Origin of the sequence: Pseudomonas laurentiana (genome assembly GCF_014648275.1) — a bacterium.
GTDB classification, from domain to species: domain Bacteria; phylum Pseudomonadota; class Gammaproteobacteria; order Pseudomonadales; family Pseudomonadaceae; genus Aquipseudomonas; species Aquipseudomonas laurentiana.
The window spans coordinates 313,157-337,362 of sequence record NZ_BMQU01000002.1; the positions used below are offsets into that span (position 1 = coordinate 313,157).

Annotated in this window: 18 protein-coding genes; 4 read left to right on the top strand and 14 right to left on the bottom strand. The window is 61.3% G+C overall.

The annotated features are described in order from the left end of the window. Nucleotides 1–47: 47 nt before the first annotated feature. The 9 genes from IE038_RS03315 to ssuD form a co-directional block, all read right to left on the bottom strand. Nucleotides 48–2,309, bottom strand: coding sequence for an ATP-dependent DNA helicase (locus IE038_RS03315; RefSeq protein ID WP_163939145.1), 2,262 nt, complete (start codon nt 2,307–2,309; stop codon nt 48–50). Then, nucleotides 2,306–3,958 carry a VRR-NUC domain-containing protein gene (locus IE038_RS03320; RefSeq protein ID WP_189395156.1) on the bottom strand — a complete coding sequence of 551 codons (1,653 nt, stop codon included), beginning with the start codon at nt 3,956–3,958 and terminating at the stop codon, nt 2,306–2,308. The genes IE038_RS03315 and IE038_RS03320 overlap by 4 nt, the downstream gene beginning before the upstream one ends. 72 nt (nt 3,959–4,030) lie before the next feature. After that, nucleotides 4,031–5,461 (bottom strand): hypothetical protein, encoded by a 1,431-nt coding sequence (locus tag IE038_RS03325; RefSeq protein ID WP_189395119.1) that lies wholly within the window; start codon nt 5,459–5,461, stop codon nt 4,031–4,033. Nucleotides 5,462–5,928: 467 nt separating this feature from the next. Then, complete coding sequence (locus IE038_RS03330; RefSeq protein ID WP_163939850.1) at nt 5,929–6,501, bottom strand: histidine phosphatase family protein; 573 nt, start codon at nt 6,499–6,501, stop codon at nt 5,929–5,931. 37 nt (nt 6,502–6,538) lie between these two features. After that, nucleotides 6,539–7,492, bottom strand: a complete 954-nt coding sequence (locus IE038_RS03335; protein WP_229775601.1) for an FAD:protein FMN transferase — start codon at nt 7,490–7,492, stop codon at nt 6,539–6,541. Continuing rightward, nucleotides 7,476–9,695: a PepSY domain-containing protein gene (locus IE038_RS03340; RefSeq protein ID WP_189395120.1), complete on the bottom strand. Its 2,220-nt coding sequence runs from the start codon at nt 9,693–9,695 to the stop codon at nt 7,476–7,478. The genes IE038_RS03335 and IE038_RS03340 overlap by 17 nt, the downstream gene beginning before the upstream one ends. Before the next feature lie 20 nt (nt 9,696–9,715). Next, on the bottom strand, nt 9,716–10,186 hold the full coding sequence (locus tag IE038_RS03345; RefSeq protein WP_189395121.1) for a DUF2271 domain-containing protein: 471 nt from the start codon (nt 10,184–10,186) through the stop codon (nt 9,716–9,718). A gap of 122 nt (nt 10,187–10,308) precedes the next feature. Continuing rightward, nucleotides 10,309–11,499, bottom strand: coding sequence for an MFS transporter (locus IE038_RS03350; RefSeq protein ID WP_163939737.1), 1,191 nt, complete (start codon nt 11,497–11,499; stop codon nt 10,309–10,311). 117 nt (nt 11,500–11,616) lie between these two features. Then, nucleotides 11,617–12,771 carry an FMNH2-dependent alkanesulfonate monooxygenase gene (gene ssuD, locus IE038_RS03355; RefSeq protein WP_163939711.1) on the bottom strand — a complete coding sequence of 385 codons (1,155 nt, stop codon included), beginning with the start codon at nt 12,769–12,771 and terminating at the stop codon, nt 11,617–11,619. Between the two features lie 553 nt (nt 12,772–13,324). On the opposite strand from ssuD, the gene IE038_RS03360 reads away from it, so the two are divergent. After that, nucleotides 13,325–14,422 carry a sigma-54 interaction domain-containing protein gene (locus IE038_RS03360; protein ID WP_163939713.1) on the top strand — a complete coding sequence of 366 codons (1,098 nt, stop codon included), beginning with the start codon at nt 13,325–13,327 and terminating at the stop codon, nt 14,420–14,422. An 80-nt stretch (nt 14,423–14,502) separates the two neighbouring features. On the opposite strand, the gene IE038_RS03365 is transcribed toward IE038_RS03360, so the two are convergent. From IE038_RS03365 to IE038_RS03380, 4 genes are all read right to left on the bottom strand, one after another. Next, nucleotides 14,503–15,630 carry a methionine ABC transporter ATP-binding protein gene (locus tag IE038_RS03365; protein ID WP_163939715.1) on the bottom strand — a complete coding sequence of 376 codons (1,128 nt, stop codon included), beginning with the start codon at nt 15,628–15,630 and terminating at the stop codon, nt 14,503–14,505. A 38-nt stretch (nt 15,631–15,668) separates the two neighbouring features. Continuing rightward, complete coding sequence (locus IE038_RS03370) at nt 15,669–16,439, bottom strand: MetQ/NlpA family ABC transporter substrate-binding protein (protein WP_163939717.1); 771 nt, start codon at nt 16,437–16,439, stop codon at nt 15,669–15,671. A gap of 98 nt (nt 16,440–16,537) precedes the next feature. Then, nucleotides 16,538–17,203: a methionine ABC transporter permease gene (locus tag IE038_RS03375; RefSeq protein WP_163939719.1), complete on the bottom strand. Its 666-nt coding sequence runs from the start codon at nt 17,201–17,203 to the stop codon at nt 16,538–16,540. A gap of 26 nt (nt 17,204–17,229) precedes the next feature. Then, entirely contained in the window at nt 17,230–18,453 is a 1,224-nt protein-coding gene (locus IE038_RS03380; RefSeq protein ID WP_189395122.1) for an SfnB family sulfur acquisition oxidoreductase, read from the bottom strand. Nucleotides 18,454–18,838: 385 nt separating this feature from the next. Here IE038_RS03380 and IE038_RS03385 point away from each other — a divergent pair, with 385 nt between their 5' ends. The 3 genes from IE038_RS03385 (at nt 18,839) to IE038_RS03395 (ending at nt 22,886) form a co-directional block, all read left to right on the top strand. Further along, nucleotides 18,839–20,176, top strand: a complete 1,338-nt coding sequence (locus IE038_RS03385; protein ID WP_163939721.1) for an MFS transporter — start codon at nt 18,839–18,841, stop codon at nt 20,174–20,176. A 25-nt stretch (nt 20,177–20,201) separates the two neighbouring features. Then, a complete protein-coding gene (locus IE038_RS03390; protein ID WP_163939723.1) occupies nt 20,202–21,464 on the top strand; it encodes a gallate dioxygenase in 1,263 nt (420 codons plus the stop codon). 174 nt (nt 21,465–21,638) lie between these two features. After that, nucleotides 21,639–22,886 carry an OprD family porin gene (locus tag IE038_RS03395; protein WP_163939726.1) on the top strand — a complete coding sequence of 416 codons (1,248 nt, stop codon included), beginning with the start codon at nt 21,639–21,641 and terminating at the stop codon, nt 22,884–22,886. 39 nt (nt 22,887–22,925) lie between these two features. Here the strand turns inward: IE038_RS03395 and IE038_RS03400 are convergent, their stop codons facing one another. Next, on the bottom strand, nt 22,926–24,134 hold the full coding sequence (locus tag IE038_RS03400) for a LysR family transcriptional regulator (protein WP_163939727.1): 1,209 nt from the start codon (nt 24,132–24,134) through the stop codon (nt 22,926–22,928). Nucleotides 24,135–24,206 lie beyond the last annotated feature (72 nt).

The window sequence follows — 24,206 nt, forward strand, 5'->3', positions numbered from 1 at the left end:
CTGGCAGTTTGACCTTAAGGCGACGTGGAAGCTCCCTGCCCTGACGACTATTTTTTTTGCGGAGCCCACCACGCTGGAAACATCTGCTGTACCTTCGGCTCGGCAAACCGGTCATCGATCAGCATCACCACACCCCGATCCTCGGGGCCACGAATAACGCGCCCAGCGGCCTGGATGACCTTGCGCACCCCTGGGTACAGGTAGGTGTAATCAAAGCCTGCGCCAAACCGCTCGGCCATGCGGTGCTTGATCTGTTCATTGACCGGGTTGACTTGCGGCAGGCCCAGGGTCGCGACGAACGCACCGATCAGGCGGGTTCCCGGCAGATCGACCCCTTCGGCGAACGCCCCGCCCAACACCGCGAAACCGATCCCTTGTCCACCGTCGACAAAGCGTTCAAGAAACGCCTGCCGTGCCTCCTCAGCCATCCCTTGCGACTGACGCCATTGGTGAATGGCCGGGTACCGCGTTGCCAGCATTTCGGCCACGTGCTGCAGGTACTCGAAACTGCTGAAGAACGCCAGGTAGTTGCCCGGTTGCCGGGCATACTGCTCGGCAATCAGTTCGCTGATGGGAGCGATAGATGCCTGACGGTGCTGGTAGCGCGTCGAAATATCGCTGACCACACGCACCTGCAACTGCTCGGCGACAAAGGGCGAAGCCACCTCCAGCCAGGCGGTGTCGCCTGGCATGCCCAGCAGGTCGGCATAGAACTGCCGAGGCCCAAGTGTGGCGGAGAACAGCACAACGCTGCGTGCCGCCGTCATTCTCGGCGCTATCAACGGCGCTGGCAGTACGTTGCGCAGGCACAGGGTCGACAGGCTGCGCCGCCCCTGGCCCTCACGCTTGCTGATGTCGAACAGGAAGTTTGCGTCAAAGACTTCGCTCAACCGGCTGAATTGCAACCCACGGAAGTAAAAGTCCATCAATGCCGGGTCCAGCCCCGACGGAGCCTGATTCATCTGTTCCTGAATCAGCGTCAGGCAGCGCTGCAAGGCCTTGAGAAAGGCTGTCGGCAACTCGACGCTGGCCCTGTAGGGCGCCACCTGCTCATTGTGCAGCGCATTCCACTGACGATTGAGTTGCTGCAATGCACTGGTCATACCGACAGGCTTGCTGCGTCGCAGGCTCTGCAACGACCACTGATCGAGGCTCGCGCTGTACATCTGGCGGGCGCGTTCGACCAGGTTATGCGCCTCGTCCACCAACACCGCCACACGCCATTGATTGAGCTGGGCCAGGCCATGCAGCAAGGCGCTTTGGTCAAAGTAATAGTTGTAGTCAGCAACCACGACATCGACCCAGCGCGCCATCTCCTGGCTCAAGTAATAAGGACAGACCTGATGCCTCAGCGCCACCTCGCGCAACGCGGCCTTATCCAGCAGTGCGACCTGCCGCGCCGCCTGCCGCGCCGCCGGCAAACGGTCATAAAACCCCTTGGCCAACGGGCAGGACTCGCCATGGCAGGCGTTCTGCGGATACTCACAGGCCTTGTCCCTGGCCACCAGTTCGAGGCTGCGTAGCGCAAGCGTGGGCGCGCTGGTCATGACCTGGCGCACTGCGTCCAGTGCCAAGGCCCGCCCCGGGGTCTTGGCGGTCAGAAAGATCACTTTGTCCAGTTGTTGCGGCACGACAGCCTTGAGCATCGGGAACAATGTGCCCAGGGTCTTGCCAATGCCCGTGGTGGCCTGGGCCATCAGACAACGGCCCGTGCTGACCGCCTTGTACACCGTTTCGGCCAGATCGCGCTGGCCGCTGCGCATGTGCGCGTAAGGAAAACTCAGCGCCTGCAGCCCGCTGTTGCGCTCGGTCAACCGCTGCATCTGGGGAACGGCCCACGCCAGAAAGGCCGTACATTGCTGCTTGAAGTACTGCTCCAGAGCCTCGGCCGGGTAGTGCTGCTCGATACGGGTCTCGCGGTCACTGTCGACATCCAGGTAGACCAGTGCCAGGTGGATCTCGCTCAGGTGCCGCGTGCTGCACAGCAGCCAGCCATAAATGCGCGCCTGTGCCCAATGCAACGCACGATGATTGTCCGGTTGATTGGCGAGGTCACCGCGGTAAGTCTTGATCTCCTCCAGCCGGTTGGCCGAGGGCTCATAGCCATCAGCGCGACCACGCACCCGAAGGTGCTCGTAACTGCCCTCCAGCGTGACTTCAGCCTCATAGTCCGAACCGCGCCGAGCGACCACCCGGCGATGCCCGGCGATCCCCTCCTGAGCCGTAGGCGATGGTGTGAAGCGCAGGTCCAGGTCGCCCTGCTTTGCAGTAAATTCACATAACGCACGTACAGCGACCACATACGTCATGAAGCCTGCGGCTCCCATTGCACATGGCAAACCTCGACTGGCAGGCCATGTTCATTGCAGAACTCGATCCAGCGCAGCTGATTGTCCTGAAGGCGGTCACCGGGGCCTTTGACCTCGATCATCCGGTAGCGCCGCGCCTCAGGCCACAGTTGAATCAGGTCGGGCATGCCGGCGCGGTTGTGCTTGATATCTTCCAGCAGGCGCCGGAAACACTGGCTCAGATGCTCGGCGGGCACACAGGCCAGGGCCTGTTCCAACAGTGTTTCGTCAAGCACGTCCCAAACCACGAAAGGCGACTGCAGGCCCTGTTTCGCCGCATGGTTGGCGCGGATCGTCTGGCGATAGCGACCATCCTCCAACTGTGCCAGGCAGTCACCGAACAGCACCTCACGACGCGCCTGGAAACCGGGGTCATGCAGGTCTTGGGGGCCACGTTGGAACGGGTGGAAGAACGCCCCCGGCAGCGGCGCGAAAATCGCGTCCCAGCAAAGCAGGCCAAACAGGCCGTTGAACAGGCAGTTCTCGACATAGAACACCTGCCCGCCCTCTTCCTGAAGATACTGCTGGACTGCCCGCTCGACACCCTGCACCGCATGCTCGCGAGGCAGGCACAGGTCGATCCGATGCACCTCAGGTGCCGGGCGCCTCGGCTGCACAGGGCCACCCAGCTTGCGCCGCAGGCGCGGCAGCACTCTGGCCAACGCCTGCGCTTGCAGCGCATTGAGCGGCTGTTCACTGACCGCCTCGGCCAGATGCAGCGCCGCCGCCCACTGTTCGCCGCGCTCCAGCACCCGTATGTGACGTAATGGCGCCTGCGGGTGCGCGCTGAGCGGATAGACCTGCTGGGCCAATGCCCAGTTACCCTCCCGCTCACAGTGCTGGCCCAGGTGGAACAGCAAGCGGGCCCGGCGACGTTCCAGCCAGGGATTGGCGCTGCGCAAGTGCTCGGCGCGCGCCAGTACCTGTTCGACGGCAGCGCCCGCAGCAAGTTGCTCGGCACACTCATGCAAGGCCAGGGCAACCTCCACATCTTCGCGCTGGCGCATCGCCCGGGAATCAATGCTGAACGCCACCTGTTCGTAACGCAGCACACCCAGGTCAGCCAATACGAATTCGGACCAGTCCTGATGCAGATTGCCAAAAAACAGCAGACGCAGGCGGTCGCACAAGGCTTGCAAACGCCACTCATAAACAGCTTCGGCAAAGCCCGGATACCACTCGGACAAACGACGTGGCTCGGGGTACAACGGCACCAATTGCTCGAAAAGATCGGGTTTTGCCGCCCGAGGGCGTGTCAAAGCCGTGGAAAAACAGGCAACGATTTCATCCTTGCGCAGCATCTGGAACAGCTGCTCCAGGCTCAGCACGCCATCATCATCGACCCAGGCCAACGCCACCAACGGCGCCAAGGCCTCGGCCGATGGGCCAATCTCGGGGTAGATCAACTTGCTGGCACGAAACAACTGGCCCTTGCGCATCACCATGCGTACCAGCATTGCCTGGGCCGCACGTGGTTGCTGGCCGAACAGGCGAACAAACTCGTGCTCCTGCTCCGTAAGCAGGTCCGCATAACGCAGCTGCAACCAGTCCAGTACCTGCTGGAAGTTGTGGAGGTAGTAAAACGGATCAGAAACAGGGTGAGCGATCACAGCAAGCATGCAACCAGAATGTGCGAGCACTGGTTATACATACAGACCGGCAATCTTGGCAACTTCCCGTGATCAGCGGTGTGCCGCAGCCCTGCCAAAACACTGACCGTGAGTCGGGTGATTGAGCGACGGACTCAACGCCTCTGCTTCAAGCCGGTACAACGCCTGCAAGGTCGACAGCGGCAAGCCGCCGATACTCACCAGCCACTGGACAACCGGCTCCGGTGCCCGTTGCTCACGCAGCGCCTTGTGCATGTACGGTAGCGCAACCAGCATGCCTGGGTGACACCGGCGTAAAAACTGCTCCAGCCGCTTGCCGCCTTCGACAAAGGGCGCAAAGAGCAGGCAGATCAACTGCGCCTCACTCAAGCCATAGGCCTGGGCAGCAAGATCGCGAGCCCGCTGGCGACGCTGTGCCAATTGATCGGCCCCTTGCCATGCGGCCAGGGCCTCGCGTTGCAATGACGGCGACATCTGCTTGCGTTGCATCCGAACACGGGCACGCTTGAGGTAGTCGTTCACGCCGGCCACATAGGGCTGCCCATGCACATGCTCGCTGCGCAGGCCCCACAGGTGGGCACTTAGCAGTGGCGTGGCGCAATCCGACTCGCTGAGCACAAAGGAATGCTCATCGTAGTGGAAGCCCAGAAACGCATTCAGCACGTCGCACGGCTCGTCAAACGGCTGGTGAACCAGATCATCGATCGCAATGAACCGCAACGGGCGCTGGCTTCCCGCGAAAGGCTGGGCCTGCAAAGGCTGGCCCAACCACTGCTGCACCTGTTGACGCCGCACCGCGCCCAGCGCATCGATCATGGCCCTGGGGAATGTCGCGACCTGGGCACTCAGCCCAACCCCCGCGCGTCGAAGCACCCGGCGCCCCCAGGCCAGGTAGCGCTTGCGCTCGGGCAAGGGGTCGGCGCTGATGACCGCATCCACACCGCCATCCCATGCCATTGCGTGCCGATACAGATCAGCCAGGCCCGGGTAACAACATCCGCAGAACGCCGGGCAAGCTGCCCCCAGTGTCAAATGCCCGGACAGCAACAGGTCGTTGCGGTCCGCCTGACATTGGTCCGGCGTGGCTGTCTGACCGCTGTCGAACGGCTGCAACACCCCGCCATCGAGCACCAACGCCTCGACGCGCGGGTCATCATGGACAAACAGTGCCGAATAACCACGCTCGATGTTCGCCATGACATCAGCGGTCATGCCTGCGTGCCGGGCCGTCGCAATACGCAGGTGAAAGGTCGAGGTAGAGCGCGCCGCGATGCTCAACTGCGCGGCACGCAGGAAAGCCAGGGCCTGGACGCTGTCTTTGCCACCGCCATGGGCATACATCACCTTGAAGCCCGCGACGCGTTCGTAACCGCCCGCGGCAACAATCACGCGCTGAATCAAGAGTTGCAAGGAGGCACGCTGGGCCTGGGAAAAGTGCTCCATCAGCCGCTGAAGCACTTGTCGATAAACATGCTGCATGGCTTGATCATGAACGCTACTCATGGTGATTACCTGCTCTACCGAAAAGGGTGACGACCGTTTGCGCCAGCGAGGACAGAGACACCGTGGCCCGAACAACAACGCGTGCAGGTCGGAGGGGAAGAATGAGAATGGCCATGGATGCTTCCTACAGAGCCGTAGGATTTCTAGAAAACAAACGCGCAAGAGCAACGCCTATCCAAGGCCATTTCGTGAATCCAGAGAGGTCGCCTTTGATCAGTCGATCAATCATTTCTCGCTCCGTGAGAGGACAGTGAATGGAGGTATCCAGTTAACGTGTCAGACAAGCCGCAGTACTTTTTCCTATGCATTCAACAGTAAGCCAATACACGCTCATCCGTTTCAGCAAACTGAGTAGGAAATTTCCGAAGCTCTCTCGGAGCGCCAAGAGCGGAGCGCTCTTGGCCTGACCTATCGCGAACACGTCGGCCTCAACAGCCGTATCGCCATGTTCGGGTTGGCGTCGATGCTCAGCGGGTCAGCAGGTCTACGGTAAAACAACCTGAGCGGTATACTTCACGTGACTGCATGCCCTGTTTTTGCAGGGCCTTTCTGACTGTCCGGAGAAACAGGCCATGGGACACCACCGCCGTACGCCCGCCCGTGGTTACCCATGACTGGTACAGCTCGTCAGCGACGCCCTGCGCCCGCCGGGTTTCGTCTCGGCGGGAAGCCGCCCCCAACGAAACACCCAGCAACCACAGTACCCGGAACAACGCAAACCACTGCTTGAGGCCTATCCGCAGGAACGGGAGGCGACTCAAGCGCAGGTCATACTCATGCAAGCGGTTGTCGGTTTGAACACGCGTAGCGCCAAACAATCTGCAGGCAGTAACGTAGGCTCTATTGACCGGCGAGGACAGCACCCGCACCTCTGCCGACAACAACGGCTGACTCAGCGGCAATTGCTGAAGAAAACCTTCGATTTCGCGCAGATCGATCTGTGTGGTCTGGTTGTACTCATCCAGAAGGCGCTTGGCCGTCGCTGCATCGCAGCGGCCGTAACAGAGCACAGGCGTAGCATGACGTATCAAGTAAATCACAGTGGTTAGAACTCCATTTCAATGCCAGGGTGTGCGCCTATTGTACCTGGCCATCAAACACAGCGATCTGTTTGAATCCATCACCGTCACGCAGCAAAAACACGGCATCCATACCCCGCTGCTGCGCCAAGGCAACGCCCTCGTCCGGGCCCAGCACCATCAACGCGGTGGCCCAGGCATCCGCGTACATGCAACTGGTGGCGACCACCGATACTGCCGCCAGCGGCGAGTGCAGTGCGCGGCCACGGGCCGGGTCCATGGTGTGCGAGTACAGTACGCCGTCGCGCTCGACCCAATGCCGGTAATCACCGGAGGTTGCGATAGACGCATCGCTGAGTTCCATGACCCCCATCACCTCTCGCAGGCCACGCAGCGGCTTTTCGATCGCGATGTTCCAGGGGTCGCCCGAGGGTTTGTGCCCGGCTGCACGCATCTCGCCGTCGATGCCGACCAGGTAATGCTTAATGCCCGCCTGTTCCAGGCAGTGGGCCAGTTGGTCGACGCCAAAGCCTTTGGCGATACCGTTCAGGTCCAGGGTAATGGGCAGGCGTTTACGTACGCGTTGAGTGCTGAAGTCGATTTCAAGGGCTGCCGAGGCGCGGTGTCGCGTCTGCCCCCCGTTCGCCGCCAGTACTTCAGCCGATTGACCGCCCGCACCAAACCCCCAGGCGTTGACCAGGTCACCCACGCCGATGTCGAAGGCCCCCTGTGACTCGTGCTCAATACGCAGCGCTGTCGACAAGACCCACAGCAAGGCATCGGGAATCTCCATCCACTCGCCGACTGGCAAGGCGTTCAACCGCATCAACGCCGAGTCGGGTTTCCAGGTGGACATCTGCTGGTCCACGGCATCGACCGCCTGAAACAACCGTGCATGCAGCACCGAGGTGTCCTGCCCCACTGGCGCATAGAAGACCGCGCTGTAGCGCGTTCCCATGGTTTCGCCATTGAGGCTGTAGCGCGCAAGCGCTGACTCAGAAAACGTCTTCACGGTATCGCCCCTGTACGTTGAGGGCCTCGACGTTGAGGCAAATGGGTGCCAACAGCCCGTCAAACACCTGCCTGACGCTTTCTGCCATTTCACGTCCTCCGCACACCAACACTTGCGCCCCGCTCTGGATCAACGCCTGCAGCTTCAGCGCATCGGCGCGAATGCGGTCTTGAACGTAGGCGCGCTCTGCTCCGCGAGAGAACGCCGTGCTCAGGTGGTTGAGCCGCCCGTCCTCCAGGTAAGTACCCAGTTCGTCCTCATAGAGGAAGTCTGTCGCGGCAGAGCGCCCACCCCAATACAGGTTGATCGGACGCGCGCGGTGGTTCTTGCGAATAAAGCCTACCAACGGACCGATCCCGGTACCCGCGCCCACCAGAATGACCGGAGCCTGCCCGGCACTCGGCCGGAAATGCGGGTGTTGCTGAACGAACGCCTCGATGCGACCGCCAAGCGGCAACGTATGCAGGTATCCCGAGCACAGCCCCTGCACGTGTCGACGCACACAAATCTCAACCACCCCGTCGCTACGGCTGGTGGCAATGGAGTAAAGCCTTGCCTCTTGCCCGTTGCCTGGCACGACACCCAGCAAGTCCCCTGGTTCGAACGCAGGCAAACGGTCTTTGCGCAGCAGCCAGGACAGCAGGTTACGCCCAGGGCGGGGTACGGGCGCAAAACGCATGACGGCGGTGCTGGTCTCGGCTGTATCACCGTAAACCACCCGCTCGATCAATTCGAGGCTGCGTGTCGGCATGGAAACACGCACTGGTTGCAGGTGCAGCGCCACACCCAATTGCTCGGCAAGGTCGTCCCCCCACTTACTGAAGGCTTCGGCATCGCCACGATCAACCGTAGCCAGGGGCAACAACGTTGAACAACCAGCGTCCGACAAGGCGTCCTGCACCCGTTGGGCATAGGCGCAAAACTGTTTGAAACGTGAATCACCAAAGCCCAGTACTGCAACCGCCACCTCAGGCCCCAACTGGGCGTGTTGCAAGCGTGCCAGGAAGGCACTGGCAGAGTCCGGCGCATGCCCATCACCGTAGGTCGAGGTCAGCACCAGCAGGCGCTTGGCCTGACGATAGCGCGGTTGCAGGCTGTTCATCGTGGCGGTATGCACGGCATGACCGGCATTCGTCAGGGCATCGTGCACGGCGCTGGCAAACGCCCAGGTGTTCGCCGACTGACTGCCTACCAGCACCACGGTATCCGCCTGTTGCGCGCCGACGTTGCCACGCAGTGTTGGCGTCAGCGTGCGCCGTTGCCACCAGATCAACGTGCCGGTAATGGCCAACAACGGCACTATCGACACACACAGGCCACACAGCAGGCTCAACCACCAGTAGCCTTCGCCAGTGTGCAACTGATAGACCGTCTCATAGACCTGACGCGCCAACGTGTGGGCCTGATAGCCCAGCCATTCGCCTGACGCCTGGTCGACGTAGCCATCGCCAGACGCGGTTCTCAGGGTAATGACGCCGTTGCTGTCCTCGGGCTTGGGAAACTCCAGTTCACGCAGGTCGGCGATGTCAACGGCCTTGAGGGCCTTCAGGTCAGCCACGGCGGCATGCGGGCCTTGTGTCACCTGGCTGGGATAGGCCGGCTCAAGCGCCATGCCATCATCGATCAGGCCAAAGGTGACGCCGGACATGTACAGGCCTGTCACCGACAACAGTATCAGCCCTGGCACGCTCAGGCGGCCAGCGGCCGAGTGCCAGCGCTGAGAACGGTCACCCGTTGAGCGGGCCAACAGCTTGCGCCACCCACCCATTTTTCGGGCCAACAACACCACGCCGGACAGTGACAGCAGCGCCATCACCAGGGCCACGACACCACTGACACCGCGCCCCATGTCACCCGAGAAGAACGAACGGTGCAGGTCCCGCATCCAGGTCATGAAGGCGCCTGGCGCATAGGCGCCCAGTACTGCCCCGGTACGCGGATCGACACGCAGGGTGTCGCCACCGTGCTTCGCGTCGACCGTTACCCGTACCTCGCCTGAAGGTGCCCGCTCGATCAGCTCGACGCCGGCAACCTGCTGAGTGATCCGTGAGGCAACGGTAGCGGCGCTGACGCCCTGCAGCGGGCTACCCACCTCCAGGCGCGTGAGTGTCGGTTGCAGCGCCAGGGTCGCCCCGCTCAGGGCTACGACCATGACCAGCACACTCAGCGCCACACCTGGCCACGAATGAAGTTTGCGCAACATGAGCCTGTACCTCACCGGCATCAAAGGTCGTAACGGAAGCTATCGACGTAGCCATTGCCCGAGGTTGCCTTACCCGAGCCCTCGCGGGTCAGCGGCACCTGAACCTCGGCGCTGTTTTCGCGTTTGTCTTCCACCGCGGTGTCGATGCGGATCTGATAGCCGGCGTCGATCAATGCATCGGCAATGTCCACCGACACTTTCAGCGTTTCGCCACTGCCGACACTGGCACCACTGATGCCGTCGAATTCGGCAGCGTTCAGGCCGCTGCCACGAGCCCAGTCGCGCAGGTGCTTGTAGTACTTGGCCTTCTTGCCAGCCACCCACAGGGTACGTTCATACTTGCCCTGGGCATCGGTCAGGTAAATGGCAACATAGGCACCGTTGCCACGATAGGATTGCAAGGTGCTGGTGAGGGTGACCTCCCGAGCGTGTGCAAATGCCGGGGCTGCGGCGACACCCGCAAGGGCAAGGGAAAAGACAGCCTTTTTCATCGAGAAGCCCTCAGGTAGAGGAAAAGATGGCTTCACGATAACCGCCATTACTTAATGGAAGCTGAACGCGCTTTTATCGGGACTTAAGGGTTCCTTAAGGTGCTTGTGCGGTACGGGCGAGGTCAATTGGCACGCGCTCTGCCGAACAGCAGGAGCAATGACAGCGCCGAAAAAACTGCACCTGCGTAAAATGCCATCGCAGCGCCATAGGCTTGCCAAAGCCAGCCGGCAATCACACTGGCCAGCAACAAGGCCAGCCCACCGACCAGGTTGAACACCCCAAATGCCGTGCCTTTCAGATCGGCGGGCGTGGTATCGGCGACCAGTGTGGCCAGCGTGCCTTGGCTGAAGCCCATATGCAGCCCCCACAGCGCAACGCCGGCCATCATCGCCCAGGTGCCTTGGGCATACGCCAGGACAAGGTCAGCCAGTATCAGCAACACCAGGCTCATGGACAACAGTGCCGTACGGCTGACCCGGTCCGACCACTTACCGACCGGGTAGGCCGACACCATGTAGAAACCTGCCATCACCACCATGACCAGAGGCACCCAGGTGGCCGCGAAACCTGCCTGCTGCGCACGCAGAATCAGAAACGCTTCACTGAAGCGCGCCAGTGAAAACGCTGCGCCAATGGCCACGACCCACAAGTACGCCGAGGAAAACTGCCTCAACGAGGCCATCCGCAGCGGCGCACGGAAGTGTCGCTCGCCCCCTTCGTGAGCAGGCTCGCGGATCCCCACCAGCAACAGCCCAACGGCCAGCGCAGCAGGAATCACGGCAAACCACAGTACCGACGAGATCGCCCCGGCAAACACCGTCATCAGCAGAATGGCCAGCAGTGGCCCGAGAAATGCGCCCACAGTGTCCATCGCCTGGCGCAAGCCAAAGCAGGCTCCGCGAATGGCAGCGGGCGCCACATCGGCGACCAGCGCATCGCGTGGTGCCCCCCGTATACCTTTGCCGATCCGATCCAGAATACGTGCAGTGAACACCACGCCTGCCGAACTCGCCAACGGGAACAATGGCTTGGTCAGGGCCGCAAGCCCGTAACCGAGCAACAATAATTCCTTGCGCCGCCCGATAAAGTCGCTGAGCGCGCCGGAAAACACCTTCACGATCAGCGCAGTGGCCTCCGCCACGCCCTCGATGATACCCACCGCCAGGATACTGATGCCGAGCTCACTGACCAGATACAGCGGCAACAGGCTATGCACCAGCTCGGACGACAGGTCCATGAACAGGCTGACAAAACCCAACGTCCAGACCGTTCGCGGAATAACGGGAAGCGCACGATCTGCCCCCATGCTCATCGAGTACCCCTCTGGCAATGACCTTGGTCGGCCGGACATGCCCCGCCGCTCATGCACGCAGGAGCATAGACGATTGCCCTTCCCGGCTCCTGCGCCTTGCCTTGGTCATGCTTGGGATTACGCGAGAACCTCAGGCTCGCTCACGACGGGTCTTACCGCCGCACGCGCGTCAAAAGCGCCACCCGTCAGGACTTGATCGGCAAGCGTCACCGGCTTTTTCCCAGGCAGCAGCGGGAACACCAGCTCGGCAAAGCGAATCGCTTCTTCCAAATGCGGGTAGCCCGACAACACGAAGCTGTCGACACCCAGCTCGGCGTACTCCTGCAAACGCGCGGCAACCGTCTGTGGATCACCCACCAAGGCCGTACCGGCACCACCCCGTACCAGGCCAACACCCGCCCACAGGTTCGGGCTGACTTCCAGTTGGTCACGGCGCCCGCCATGCAGGGCAGCCATGCGTCGTTGGCCTTCGGAGTCCATGCGGGCGTAGTTGGCCTGGGCGCTGGCAATGGTGTCGTCGTCCAGGTGGCTGATCAGCCGCTCGGCGGCAGCCCAGGCTTGCTCGGTCGTTTCGCGCACGATCACATGCAGACGCACACCAAAACGTACGGTACGCCCGTATTTCGCCGCACGTTCGCGCACATCGGCAATTTTCTCGGCCACCGCAGCCGGCGGCTCGCCCCAGGTCAGGTAAGCATCCACATGCTTGGCCGCCAGCTCATGGCCGGCTGCCGAGGAGCCGCCGAAATACAGCGGTGGATAGGGTGTCTGCACCGGTGCAAAGACGTTTGAAGCCTGTTTGACGTTGACGTGCTTGCCTTGGAAATCCAGGGTCTTGCCTGCCAGCAGTTGGCGCCAAACGGTGAGAAATTCGTCTGCCGCTTCGTAACGCTGGTCGTGATCGAGGTAGACGCCCTCTGCCGCCAGCTCGGTGGCATCGCCGCCGGGTACAACGTTGAGCAGCAGTCGGCCGTTCAGCGCCTGATCGAGCGTGGCCGCTTGCCGTGCGGCCACCGTCGGGCCGCTCACCGAGGTGCGCAACGCCACCAGCAGTTTGATCCGCTGGGTTACCGGCACCAGGCTCGCAGCGGTGACCCAGGGGTCCAGGCAACTGCTGCCGGTGGGTATCAACAAACCGTCATAGCCGAGGCTTTCTGCAGTCACTGCAATCTGGCGCATATAGGCATTGGTCGCCGGGCGACCGGACGACGACTTGCCCAGATAGCGGGTGTCACCGGAGGTGGGAAGAAACCAGAAAATCTCCAAGCTCATAGGTACAGGCCTCAAAAAGGAATGCGCGGCTGACAAGGCAACCCGTTCTGGCGCAAGGCGTGCGGCATCCGTGCCGTCGGCATTTTGGCAAGCGCTCTGCGGCGCCCTGATCAGCAGCGAGGCTGGATAGACCAGGAGATGAGCAAGAGCTGTACCAGTTACGGCTGAACTGCGCTCCAGGCCCATAGGGCCGGGAAACGCCACTCAAGGAGTTGCCGCCACTCAGCCACTGGCGGCCCGGCAACTATTGCTCGATCAACAGCACTGTTGATCCACTGTTGCCCTGCAAACACTGCCCCACCTGACGCCTCAGTCCATTCAATTCCCCTCGATCCAGAGCCTTTCGACCCACTTCGGCAACGCCTTAAGCTAATAACTAAAATGTCTTTATTTAATGGTTGTTAGATCAATTACATTCAACACCGCACGCACCGATACTGTTGTGCCTTACGCAGCTCAGCAGTGTTGCCAGCCCAACAGCCCGTCAAAGACTGAACGGCTGGGCGCCAAACGGGGCGCTACAAACACCGTCTTTTTACTCATAGGCCCGACCATGCAACTACTCACGCTGCCGCCCTCACCCGCACTGGCCACGTCGATCCGCGCCACCGCGCAGGTTTTCGAGGACCCTAAATCGCAAGCGCTGCTGGCGCACCTGCAACAAATCGCGCCCAGTGACGCCAGTGTCTTGATCATTGGTGAAACCGGTACCGGCAAAGAGTTGGTCGCACGTCATCTGCACAACCTGAGCGCACGGCGCAACAAGCCGTTCATTGCAGTCAACTGCGGGGCATTTTCCGAAACGCTGGTAGAAGCCGAATTGTTCGGCCACGAAAAAGGCGCCTTCACCGGTGCCCTGAGCGCCAAGGCGGGCTGGTTTGAAGAAGCCAACGGCGGCACGCTGTTCCTTGACGAGATCGGCGACCTGCCAATGCCTATCCAGGTCAAACTGTTGCGTGTGCTACAGGAGCGGGAAGTGGTGCGCCTGGGTTCTCGCAAGAGCATCCCGATCAATGTGCGGGTATTGGCCGCCACCAACGTGCAACTGGAAAAGGCAATCAATGCCGGGCACTTCCGCGAGGACCTCTACTACCGCCTGAACGTCGTCAGCCTGGAGCTCAACCCGTTGCGTGAACGACCAGGCGATATCCTGCCGTTGATTCGCCACTTCATTGCCGAGTACAGCCGACGCCTGGGCTATGGCGAGATCGCGCTGGATGCCGAGGCTCAACAAAAGCTGGTGAGCTACTCCTGGCCAGGCAACATTCGCGAACTGGAAAACGTCATTCACCACACCTTGCTGATCTGCCGTGACAACCTGATACGTGCGCAGGACCTGCACCTGTCCAATCTACGTATCGAGCGCCAGGAGAGCAGCAACCACAACGACAGCGCCGAAGTATTGCTGGAACAGGCTTTCCAGAAACTGTTTGAAGAGGAAAGTGGTGCGCTGCATGAACGGGTCGAGGCGCTGCTGCTGCGAGCGGCCTACCGTTTCTCCCACTACAACCAGGTACACACCGCCAACCTGCTCGGCCTGAGCCGCAACATCACCCGGGCAATGCTGATCAAAAGCGGCGAGCTTGTGGTCAATAAACGCCAACCTGCGCCGCGCGAGACCGGCGCCAGGGCCTTCAACCTGTCGATCTGAATACCCGTGGTCGATAAAAGAAGCCCGGGGCTATCCCATCGATAGCCCCGGGCTTTTTCGCGTCAACAGTACAGGCCTCCTCAGCGTGGCGTGAGGTACCCCACCAACTGCACGCGGTCGGCCAGCGTCGACGCTTTCGCGAGCAACGCCTCGGCGTCTCCCTGCACCGGCACGCTCACGAGCAAGCGGCCTTGAGCGCGCCCCTGAATGCGCTCGACGCCGCCGTGCAGCAAACGGGTCTGGGGGCCCAAGGCCCTGGCAATCGCCAGCAGGTCCACCTCATGCTGATGGCCGCTGAACTGCAGGCTCAACAGCCGCTCATCCGTCACAGCCCCCGGCCCAGCGTGCAATCGCTGCTGCAAGTCGACAGGCACGTCATTGAGCTGATTGCCCAGCAGGGTGCGGGTGACCTCATGCTGTGGGTCACCAAACAATTGCCAGACCTCGCCCTGCTCCACGACCTGACCGCGCTCCAGCACGACCACCCGGTCGCAGATCGCCCGGATGACTTCCATTTCGTGGGTGATCAATACAATGGTCAAACCCAGACGGCGGTTGATGTCACGCAACAGTGCCAGGATAGCCTGGGTGCTTTCCGGGTCGAGGGCCGAGGTAGCCTCGTCACAAAGCAGGATCTGCGGCTGATGCACCAAGGCACGGGCAATGCCGACGCGCTGCTTCTGCCCCCCGGACAGCTGCGCCGGGTAGGCCTGGTGTTTGTCCTGCAACCCCACCAATGCCAGCACCTCACCAACCTTGCTGGCGATCTGCGCCTTGTCTGCACCGGCCATGCGCAAGGGCAGCGCCACGTTGTCCCAGACGGTTTTCGCCGACATCAGGTTGAAGTGTTGAAAAATCATCCCGACCCGTCGCCGCAATTGCACCAGTTGCGCGGCGTTGTACAAGCCAATGTCCTGATCATCGATGAACACCCGGCCGCTGCTCGGTTGCTCAAGGCGATTGAGGGTGCGAATCAGCGACGACTTGCCGGCTCCGCTACGACCGATAATGCCGAACACCTCCCCGTGACGAATTGCCAGGTTGAGGTCGCTCAATGCCGGCTGGGGATTACCCGGGTAGTGCTTGCCTAACCCCTGTAGACGAATGTGTGCTGGCTCGCGCAGGCTGCTCACCGCCGCACCGCTTCGGGCTGAAGGCACCTGGGCCAGATCATCAGGTACAACCTTGAGTGCAGTGTGCTGGGTCATCTGAATAGGCTTCCTGACAGCCACGATGCCGACGGGGCTTAGAAGCCCGGGGCAATCTGGCCTTTGTAACGGGCAAGGATGAATTCGCGCACGTGTGGCGAGTTCAGCTCTTTGGCCAATTTCTGCAGGGCCGGGCTCTGCAGGTTGTCCGGACGGGCGACCAGGTATTCAACATAGAGGTCCTTGCCCTTTTCGACGATCAGCGCACTGCTGGTGTCGATACCGGCTTCAAGGGCATAGTTGGCGAACACGAAAGCCAGATCGACCTGGTTCACCGATCGCGCCAACAGTGCGCCTTCCAGTTCACGAATCTTCAATTTTTTCGGGTTCTCGGCGATATCGCGCTGGGTCGCCAAGGTATTGCTTGGGTCTTTCAGCGTGATCAGGCCAGCTTCATGCAGCAAGACCAACGCCCGGCCCGTGTTGACCGGGTCGTTGGGAATCGCCACCGAGGCGCCGTCCTTCAGTTCCGACAGGTGCTTGATCTTGGTTGAATAAGCGCCAAAGGGCTCGATATGTACACCGACCACTGGCACCAGGTTGGTATGACGGGTCTTGTTGAATTCGTCGAGGAACGGTCGGTACTGGTAGTAGTTGGCGTCGAGGTTCTTTTCTGCGAGTTGCAGGTTGGGCTGGATGAAGTCGGTGAACACTTTGATGTCCAGATCGACACCTTCCTTGGCCAGTGCCGGTTTTACGAATTCGAGAATTTCCGCATGTGGAACCGGGGTGGCACCCACCACCAGTTTTTCACCCGCCTGAGCGCTGAACGCGACCACGGCAGCCAGTATGGCAATAGCCTTTTTCATCACAGTGACTCCTTGAACAGTAGAGGATTGGCCGTCGTGGGGTGGACGTGGGGCCACAGTTGGCAGCACTACCCGGCTGCCACTCGGGAAAGCATTTTTCAGCGCCGGCTGTAGCGCACCACCAGCCGGTCACCACTGACCTGCAGGGCCTGCACCAGGACAATCAACAGGAGCACGGTGACGACCATCACATCGGTCTGGAAACGCTGATAACCAAAGCGAATGGCCAGATCGCCCAAACCGCCGCCACCGATCACGCCGGCCATGGCGGTGTAATCCACCAGGACAATGGCGGTGACGGTCACCGCAGCGATCAGCCCGGTACGGGCTTCAGGCAGCAAGGTGTGCCAGATGATCTGCCAGGTGCTGCCGCCCATTGATTGGGTTGCCTCGACCAGGCCACGGTCGACCTCGCGCAGGGCGGTTTCCACCAGACGGGCGAAGAACGGCGTGCAGCCCACCACCAGCGGCGGAATGGCGCCCGCCACCCCCAGTGAAGTACCCGTCAACAGGGTGGTTACCGGTACCAGAACAATCAGCAGGATAATGAACGGCAACGAACGCAAGGTGTTCACCAGCACCGACAGGCTGCGGTACACACCCGGGGTTTCGTGCAGTTGCTGTTTGCCGGTGAGGTACAACCACACACCCAACGGCAGGCCCAGCAGCACGGTAAAACTCAGCGCTGCGCCGAGCATGGTCAAGGTATCGAGGCAGGCCTGAGCGATTTCCCCACCATTGAGATTGGCGAACAGTTCGTTCATCCCTTCACTCCTCAGTGCAGTCCAGCCTACGACCAGTCATGGCGTGGCGGTTTAACCCCATTGAGCAACCAGTTGCCCACCACGTGGTACTTCCAGCGCACCGGGTCGTGCAAGGTATGCACGCGGGCGTTGCGCCAATGCCGGTCATGGTTGTGCACGGCCAGCGAGGAACGCGTGCCGCCCAACTCGAACAGACGGTTGCTGGCTTCCAGGGCAATTTCCGTGGTCAGCACCTTGGCCTTGGCGACCGCCACCGAAGCCAGCGCCACCCCCTCTTCGTCCGGGGCCGCCCGCACGCTGTCCATAACCTTGCCGGCGCGCTCCAGCAACGCTTCAGCGGCCTCCAGGCGAATGCTCAGGTTGCCGACCTGCACGATGGTCAGCGGATCTTCGCTGGCCTTGGCCAGCCCGGCATCGATCCAGGGCCGTGCATGTTCACGCACAAAGCGCACGGTGTCGCGCAGCGCAGCCTGGGCGATCCCGGCATCGATGGCGGCGGTCGTGATTTGTGCAAACGGCCCGGCCAGGGTCGGGCTCTCGTACGAGCGATAGGTCTGGAACACATTGAACGCCGGTACCCGCAGGTTCTGCGCCAATACCGTACCGCTGGCGGTATTGCGCTGCCCGATACTGGCCCAATCGTCGACCACGGTCAGCCCAGCCGTGTGGCGAGGCGCAAACGCCAGGTGCGCCCTGCCCTCGGCATCCAGCGCCAGCACGCCCAGCCAGTGAGCGTAGAGCGAACCGGTGCAGTAACCCTTGCGCCCATTGATGACGATGGACTCGCCATCGCGGGTAAAGTGCGTCTGGATGTCCTGTACCGTCTTGCCGCCGGTTTCCGACAGTGCGTTGGCGAAGCGATTGCCTTTGAGCGCCAGGCCAAAGAAAAAGCGTTTCTGCGCTTCACTGCCCTGCAGACGGATGTCTTCGAGCAAGCAATAGTGGTTTTGTGGAATCTGCCCCAGCGAAGCATCGGCAGCGGAAATAATGGCAATCACTTCGGCCAGGGTGGCATAGGACACCTCCGCGCCGCCGAAAGCCTTGGGCACGGTAATCCCCCACAGGCCACTGTTGGAAAACACGTCCACCACCTCAGCGGGTACCTGGCGCTGACGGTCTCGCTCAGCGTCGCCCTCCAGCAGGAATGCCGCAACCTTATGCGCAACGGCAATGGCTTCGGCATCACTGCGAATGACATGCGCATCCGGTTCAGAAAGCGGGTAATGGGCGCTGGTCAGGTTGTTTGACATAGGTTCCTCACGGCTTACTCATCGTCGGCCACCACCCTCGGCGGCCTTTCAATGCGTCAGTGCAGGAGCCGTGCCAGTATTTTTATCCTTATATTTCAGCAGCTTATAAATATTGTTGAAATCGATACAGCGCAAAAACCAGCAAAGTGTTGGACACCTGTTGCCTGGCGAACAGGTGGCCGGGCATCACAACCCTGTTGCGTGGCAGCCGCACGGCGATAAACAAAAACGATACCCGCTTAAAGATTTCCAAGAGGCCGCCCCACGGCCTGCGGCCGTAGACTCACCCCACTCCGCGATGCGGTCAGGTGATTCCTGCCGGTCATCACTGTTTTCGAATGCCCGGCGGAATTTTCACCACTACAAAAACAAAAGGTGAATGCGCATGCTTAATCAAACTGTCGATGTGAAAGCGTGGATCGACAACCGGCCCGTGACACGCTACCAGTGGCTTATCCTTGGTTTGTGCTTCCTCATCGTCCTGTTCGACGGCTTCGACGTCGCGGTCATGGGCTTCATCGCCCCTTCACTGATGCAAGAATGGGGACTGTCCCGTGCGGCTTTCGGCCCGGTGATGAGTGCGGGCATGGTGGGCCTGGCAATAGGGGCCCTGACCGCCGGCCCCTACGCCGACCGCTTCGGGCGCAAGCGCGTACTGGTTTTCGCCGTGACCGGCTTCAGTCTCCTGAGCCTGGGCTGTGCATTTGCTCGCAACCCTTATGAGCTGGCGACCTTGCGCCTGCTGATCGGTATCGCGCTGGGCGCGGCATTGCCAAACACCACGACCCTGCTCTCGGAATACCTCCCCGAGCGCAACCGTTCACTGCTCATCACCCTCATGTTCACCGGGTTCAACCTGGGCTCGGGTGCCGGTGGCCTACTGGCGGCCTGGCTCATCCCTTTGCATGGCTGGCAATCGGTACTGATGGCTGGCGGTATTCTGCCCTTGCTGCTCCTGCCCGGTCTTTGGTTCCTGCTGCCGGAGTCGGCGCGCTTCCTGGCGGCACGCAATGCGCCCGCAAGCCAGATTGCCAAGGTCTTGAACCGGCTGGGCGGTACCTTCGATGCGAACACCTGCTTTACCGTTGCCGAACCCAAGGCGCAGCATAAAGCACCTGTACGCATGCTGTTCAGTGAGCGCTATCGCCTCGGTACCCTGGCCCTCTGGATGACCTACTTCATGGGCCTGCTGGTGATCTACCTGACCATGGGCTGGCTGCCAACGCTACTGCGTGACAGCGGCCTGAGCATCGAGCGAGCAGCCACCCTTACCGGGTTGTTCCAGATCGGCGGCACCGTCGGTGCGATCGTCGTCGGCTGGATCATGGACCGTCGCAACCCGAACGGCGTTATCGCCACATCCTATGCCTTGGGGGGCACCTTCATCCTCTTGCTTGGGGCCTTGAGCCTGGAGTCGAACGTGCTGGCCGTGGGCGTGATCGCCGCCGGCTTCTTCATGAGCGGCGCACAAACCGGTCTGAATGCCTTCGCACCCAACTACTACCCAACGGATTTTCGCGCCACCGGCGTCAGTTGGATGCTCGGCATCGGCCGCTTCGGGGCGATTTTTGGCTCGCTGATCGGTGGCGTGATTCTAAGCTTGGGGCTAGGCCTGCCTACCCTGTTCACCCTCCTTGGCCTGCCGGCCTTCATCGCGGCCCTGGCGATTCTGGCCAACGGTCAGGCAAGGCGCCGCGCCAACCAGACGTTGATCGCGCAATGATCCGCTTCGTTTAAAGGAAACTCTCATGGCACGTATTATTGGTGGTCTTGCGGTCTCGCACACCCCAACCATCGGCTTCGCAGTCGATCACGATAAACAGGACGAGGCGGCCTGGGCGCCAATTTTCCAAGGCTTCGAACCGATCAAAGCCTGGCTGAAAGAGCAGCAGCCCGATGTGTTGTTCTACATCTTCAATGACCATGTCACATCGTTCTTCTTTGACCACTACGGTGCCTTCACCCTGGGTGTGGACGAGCGCTATGACGTGGCCGATGAAGGTGGCAACCCGCGTGCACTGCCGCCCATTGGTGGCCATGCGGCACTGTCACGGCACATCGGCGAAAGCCTGATGAGCGATGAGTTCGACATGGGCTTTTTCCGCGACAAACCCCTGGATCACGGTTTCTTCTCACCGATGTCGGCCCTGCTGCCCTGTGAGCCCGACTGGCCGGTGGAAATCGTCCCCCTTCAGGTCGGCGTCCTGCAGTTTCCAGTTCCCAGCGCAGCGCGGTGCTACAAACTGGGCCAGGCCCTGCGCCGTGCCATCGAGAGCTACCCGCAAGACCTCAAGGTTGCGATCGTGGCGACTGGCGGTGTGTCGCATCAGGTGCATGGCGAGCGCTGCGGCTTCAACAACCCACAGTGGGACGCCCAGTTCATCGACCTGTTCGTCAACGACCCGGTGCGCCTGACCGAAATGACCCTGGCCGAGTACGCTACACTCGGCGGCATGGAGGGTGCCGAAGTGATCACCTGGCTGATCATGCGCGGCGCGCTGTCCTCGACGGTGAAGCAACTGCACTACGACTACTACCTGCCATCCATGACTGGCATCGCCACGCTGCTGCTGGAAAACCAGGCGCGTCCGGTACCGGCCGAATTGAATGCACGTCATCTGCAACACATGGGCCGTCAGTTGGCGGGTATCGAGAAGCTGGAAGGCACTTACCCGTTCACACTGGAACGCAGTGCCAAAGGCTATCGCCTGAACAAGTTCCTGCACCGCATGATTGAGCCCAACTGGCGCCAGCGCTTTCTGGACGAGCCCGAAACCCTGTTCAAGGAAGCCGGGCTGAGCGAAGAAGAGTGTGAACTGGTGCGCCGACGTGATTGGCGGGGACTGATTCACTACGGCGCGATCTTCTTCGTCCTGGAGAAGCTCGCCGCCGTACTCGGCATCGCCAACCTGCACGTCTATGCAGCGATGCGCGGCCAAAGCCTGGAAGACTTCATGAAAACCCGCAACCAACAAGTGCTGTATTCGGTGGCAGGTAAAACCGCACGCTGATCGACGGACGGGGCCTGAGCCAAAAAGCGAAGGCCCCGCTCCGCACCCTCCACCCCCTGCACCAGCACCAGCACCAGCACCAGCACCTGCCCAGGCTCATCCAGCCACAGCCCCATTCGACCTGCCCTGCAACTGGGCAGCGGCCACGCTTTGCTCAAAAAACGGAGAACAACAATGAAAACAACCGTCACCCCGCGCCTGCTCTGTACCCTGGCGATGGCATCCGCACTGCCACTGGAGGGGTTCGCTGAGGGTTTCAGTGATGACGCCAGTGCGACACTGACCCTGCGGAATTTTTATCTGAATCGAAACTTCGTCGATCAGACCAGACAGGGCAAGGCCGAAGAATGGACGCAGAGTTTCATTCTCGACGCCAAGTCTGGCTTCACCCAGGGCACCGTCGGCTTTGGCCTGGATGTACTCGGCCTGTACAGCCTCAAGCTCGATGGCGGCAAAGGCACCACCAACACCCAGTTACTGCCAGTACATGACGACGGTCGGCCAGCAGACGACTATGCTCGCCTGGCCCTCGCAGCCAAGACCCGCGTATCGAAAACCGAACTGAAAGTTGGCGAGTGGATGCCCGTGTTGCCGATTCTGCGCGCCGATGACGCACGGTCGTTGCCGCAGACCTTCCAGGGCGCCCAGATCAGCTCACGGGAAATCGACCACCTGGCACTCTATGGCGGGCAACTCCGCGGCAACAGCCCACGCAACGACGCCAGCATGGAAGACCTGTCACTGTTCAACCGTAGCGCCTACACCTCTGACCGGTTCACCTTCGCGGGCGGCGAGTACCGCCTGAATCAGGACCGCACATTGATTGGCGTGTGGAATGCCGAACTCAAGGACATCTACCAGCAACACTACCTGCAACTGCAGCACTCTCAACCGCTGGGGCGCTGGGTGCTAGGCGCAAACCTCGGCTATTTCTGGGGTAAGGAAGACGGCAGTGCACGTGCTGGCGAACTGGACAACCGCACCGCGTCCGGGTTGTTCTCCGCCAAGTACGGCGCCAGTACCGTCTACCTCGGGCTGCAGAAAGTCATGGGCAAGGACGAGTGGTTTCGTGTCAACGGCACCAGCGGTGGCGTGCTGGCCAACGACAGCTTCAACTCCAGCTATGAAAACGCCAGGGAGCGCTCCTGGCAGTTGCGCTACGACCACGATTTCGCCGGTTTCGGCGTCCCGGGCCTGACCTTCATGACCCGCTACATTCATGGCACCGACGTGCATAACAGCAGCACCACCGACGGCACCGAATGGGGCCGCGAGAGCGAACTGACCTATACCGTGCAAAGTGGCAGCTTCAGGGCCCTCAATGTCAAATGGCGCAACTCCAGCATCCGCCGCGACTGGGGCAGCACCAACAGCTTCGATGAGAACCGTCTGATCATCAGCTACCCACTCAGCCTGCTCTGACCCACCACCAACAGGCTGGCCGAAAGTCCGGTCGGCCTGTTATCCATCCACCTGCTCGCGAATCGCCTGGCGAATGATCGTCATCATGACCTGCGCGGCGGGCGAATGCAGGCAACCATTGCGGTAGGTCAGGCCAATGGCACGGGTGGTCTGCTTCAACTGCACCGGCAGGATGCACAATGCCCCGGAGGCAATCTCCTGTTCCAGTTGGTGGGCAGACACGATGGCCAGCATGTCCGAGCACAGCAACAGCCCGCGAATGATTGCCAGGTCGCCACTTTCGACCACAGGCCAGGGCACGGCCAGGCCCGAGTCAGTGAACCAGGCGTCCAGCAATTGCCGCGCCGGCGAACCGGCCCGTGGCAATACCCAATGCGCCTCACTGAGCGCTTCGCGTCCAACCGGCACGCCGCACAGCGGGTGGTCACGGCGCGCCAGTATGACCATTTCCTCAGTCAGCAAAGCCTCGCCGACCAGGTCCGACGCATAGTCAGCCGAACGCAAGGCCCCCAGGATGAAATCGACATCGCCGGCTCGCAGCTCCGTAGCCAACAGGTCGAACGGGCTCTCATTGGTGATCACCCGAATGCCGGGGTGCGCGGCTGTGAGCCGAACGATGGCGTCCGGCAGTATGCGGGTGCGGCCCAGCGGCAGCGCGCCGACATGCACCACGCCCTGCAATGTGCCCCGCATTGCAGTGATATCGGCCTGGATATGCCGCAGTTCGTTCAGCGCACGGCGAATCGGAAAGACCATCTCGTGGCTGGCCCGCGTCGGTTGCAAGCCCCGTGGCGTTCGCTCGAACAGCGATTGCCCACAACCACCCTCCAGCACCTTGAGCGCTGCGCTGACGGCAGGTTGGCTCAAGCCAAAATGGCGCGCCACCGTCTGCATGTGACAGGTCTCGCAGAGCTTGACGAACACCTGCAAGCGCCGGGCCTGGAACAGGTAGAGCGGTTCGACCGCTTTGCCAACGGCACCCTCCAACAGGCGCGGCACGCTCTCCAGCTCCGCCAGAACACGTCGTGCCCGAGGCAGCGCCCGGGCGCCATAGTCGGTCAGGCGCATGCCGTTGACATGCCGCTCAAACAACGGCACCTCCAGGCGCGCCTCCAGCTCAGCGATTGCCCGGGTTACCACGGACTGCGCCCGGTAAACAGCCTCGGAGGCCTTCGACACACTGCCCAGTTCCGCCACCCGAACGAACGCTCGCACCTGCATCAGGTTTGGAAGCTCATCAGCCAACATTCGCGCTCATACCTTCTGAAAGTCTCATGCCGACGGAACTATGCCCCGGCACCCCGAGGACATCAATAAGAA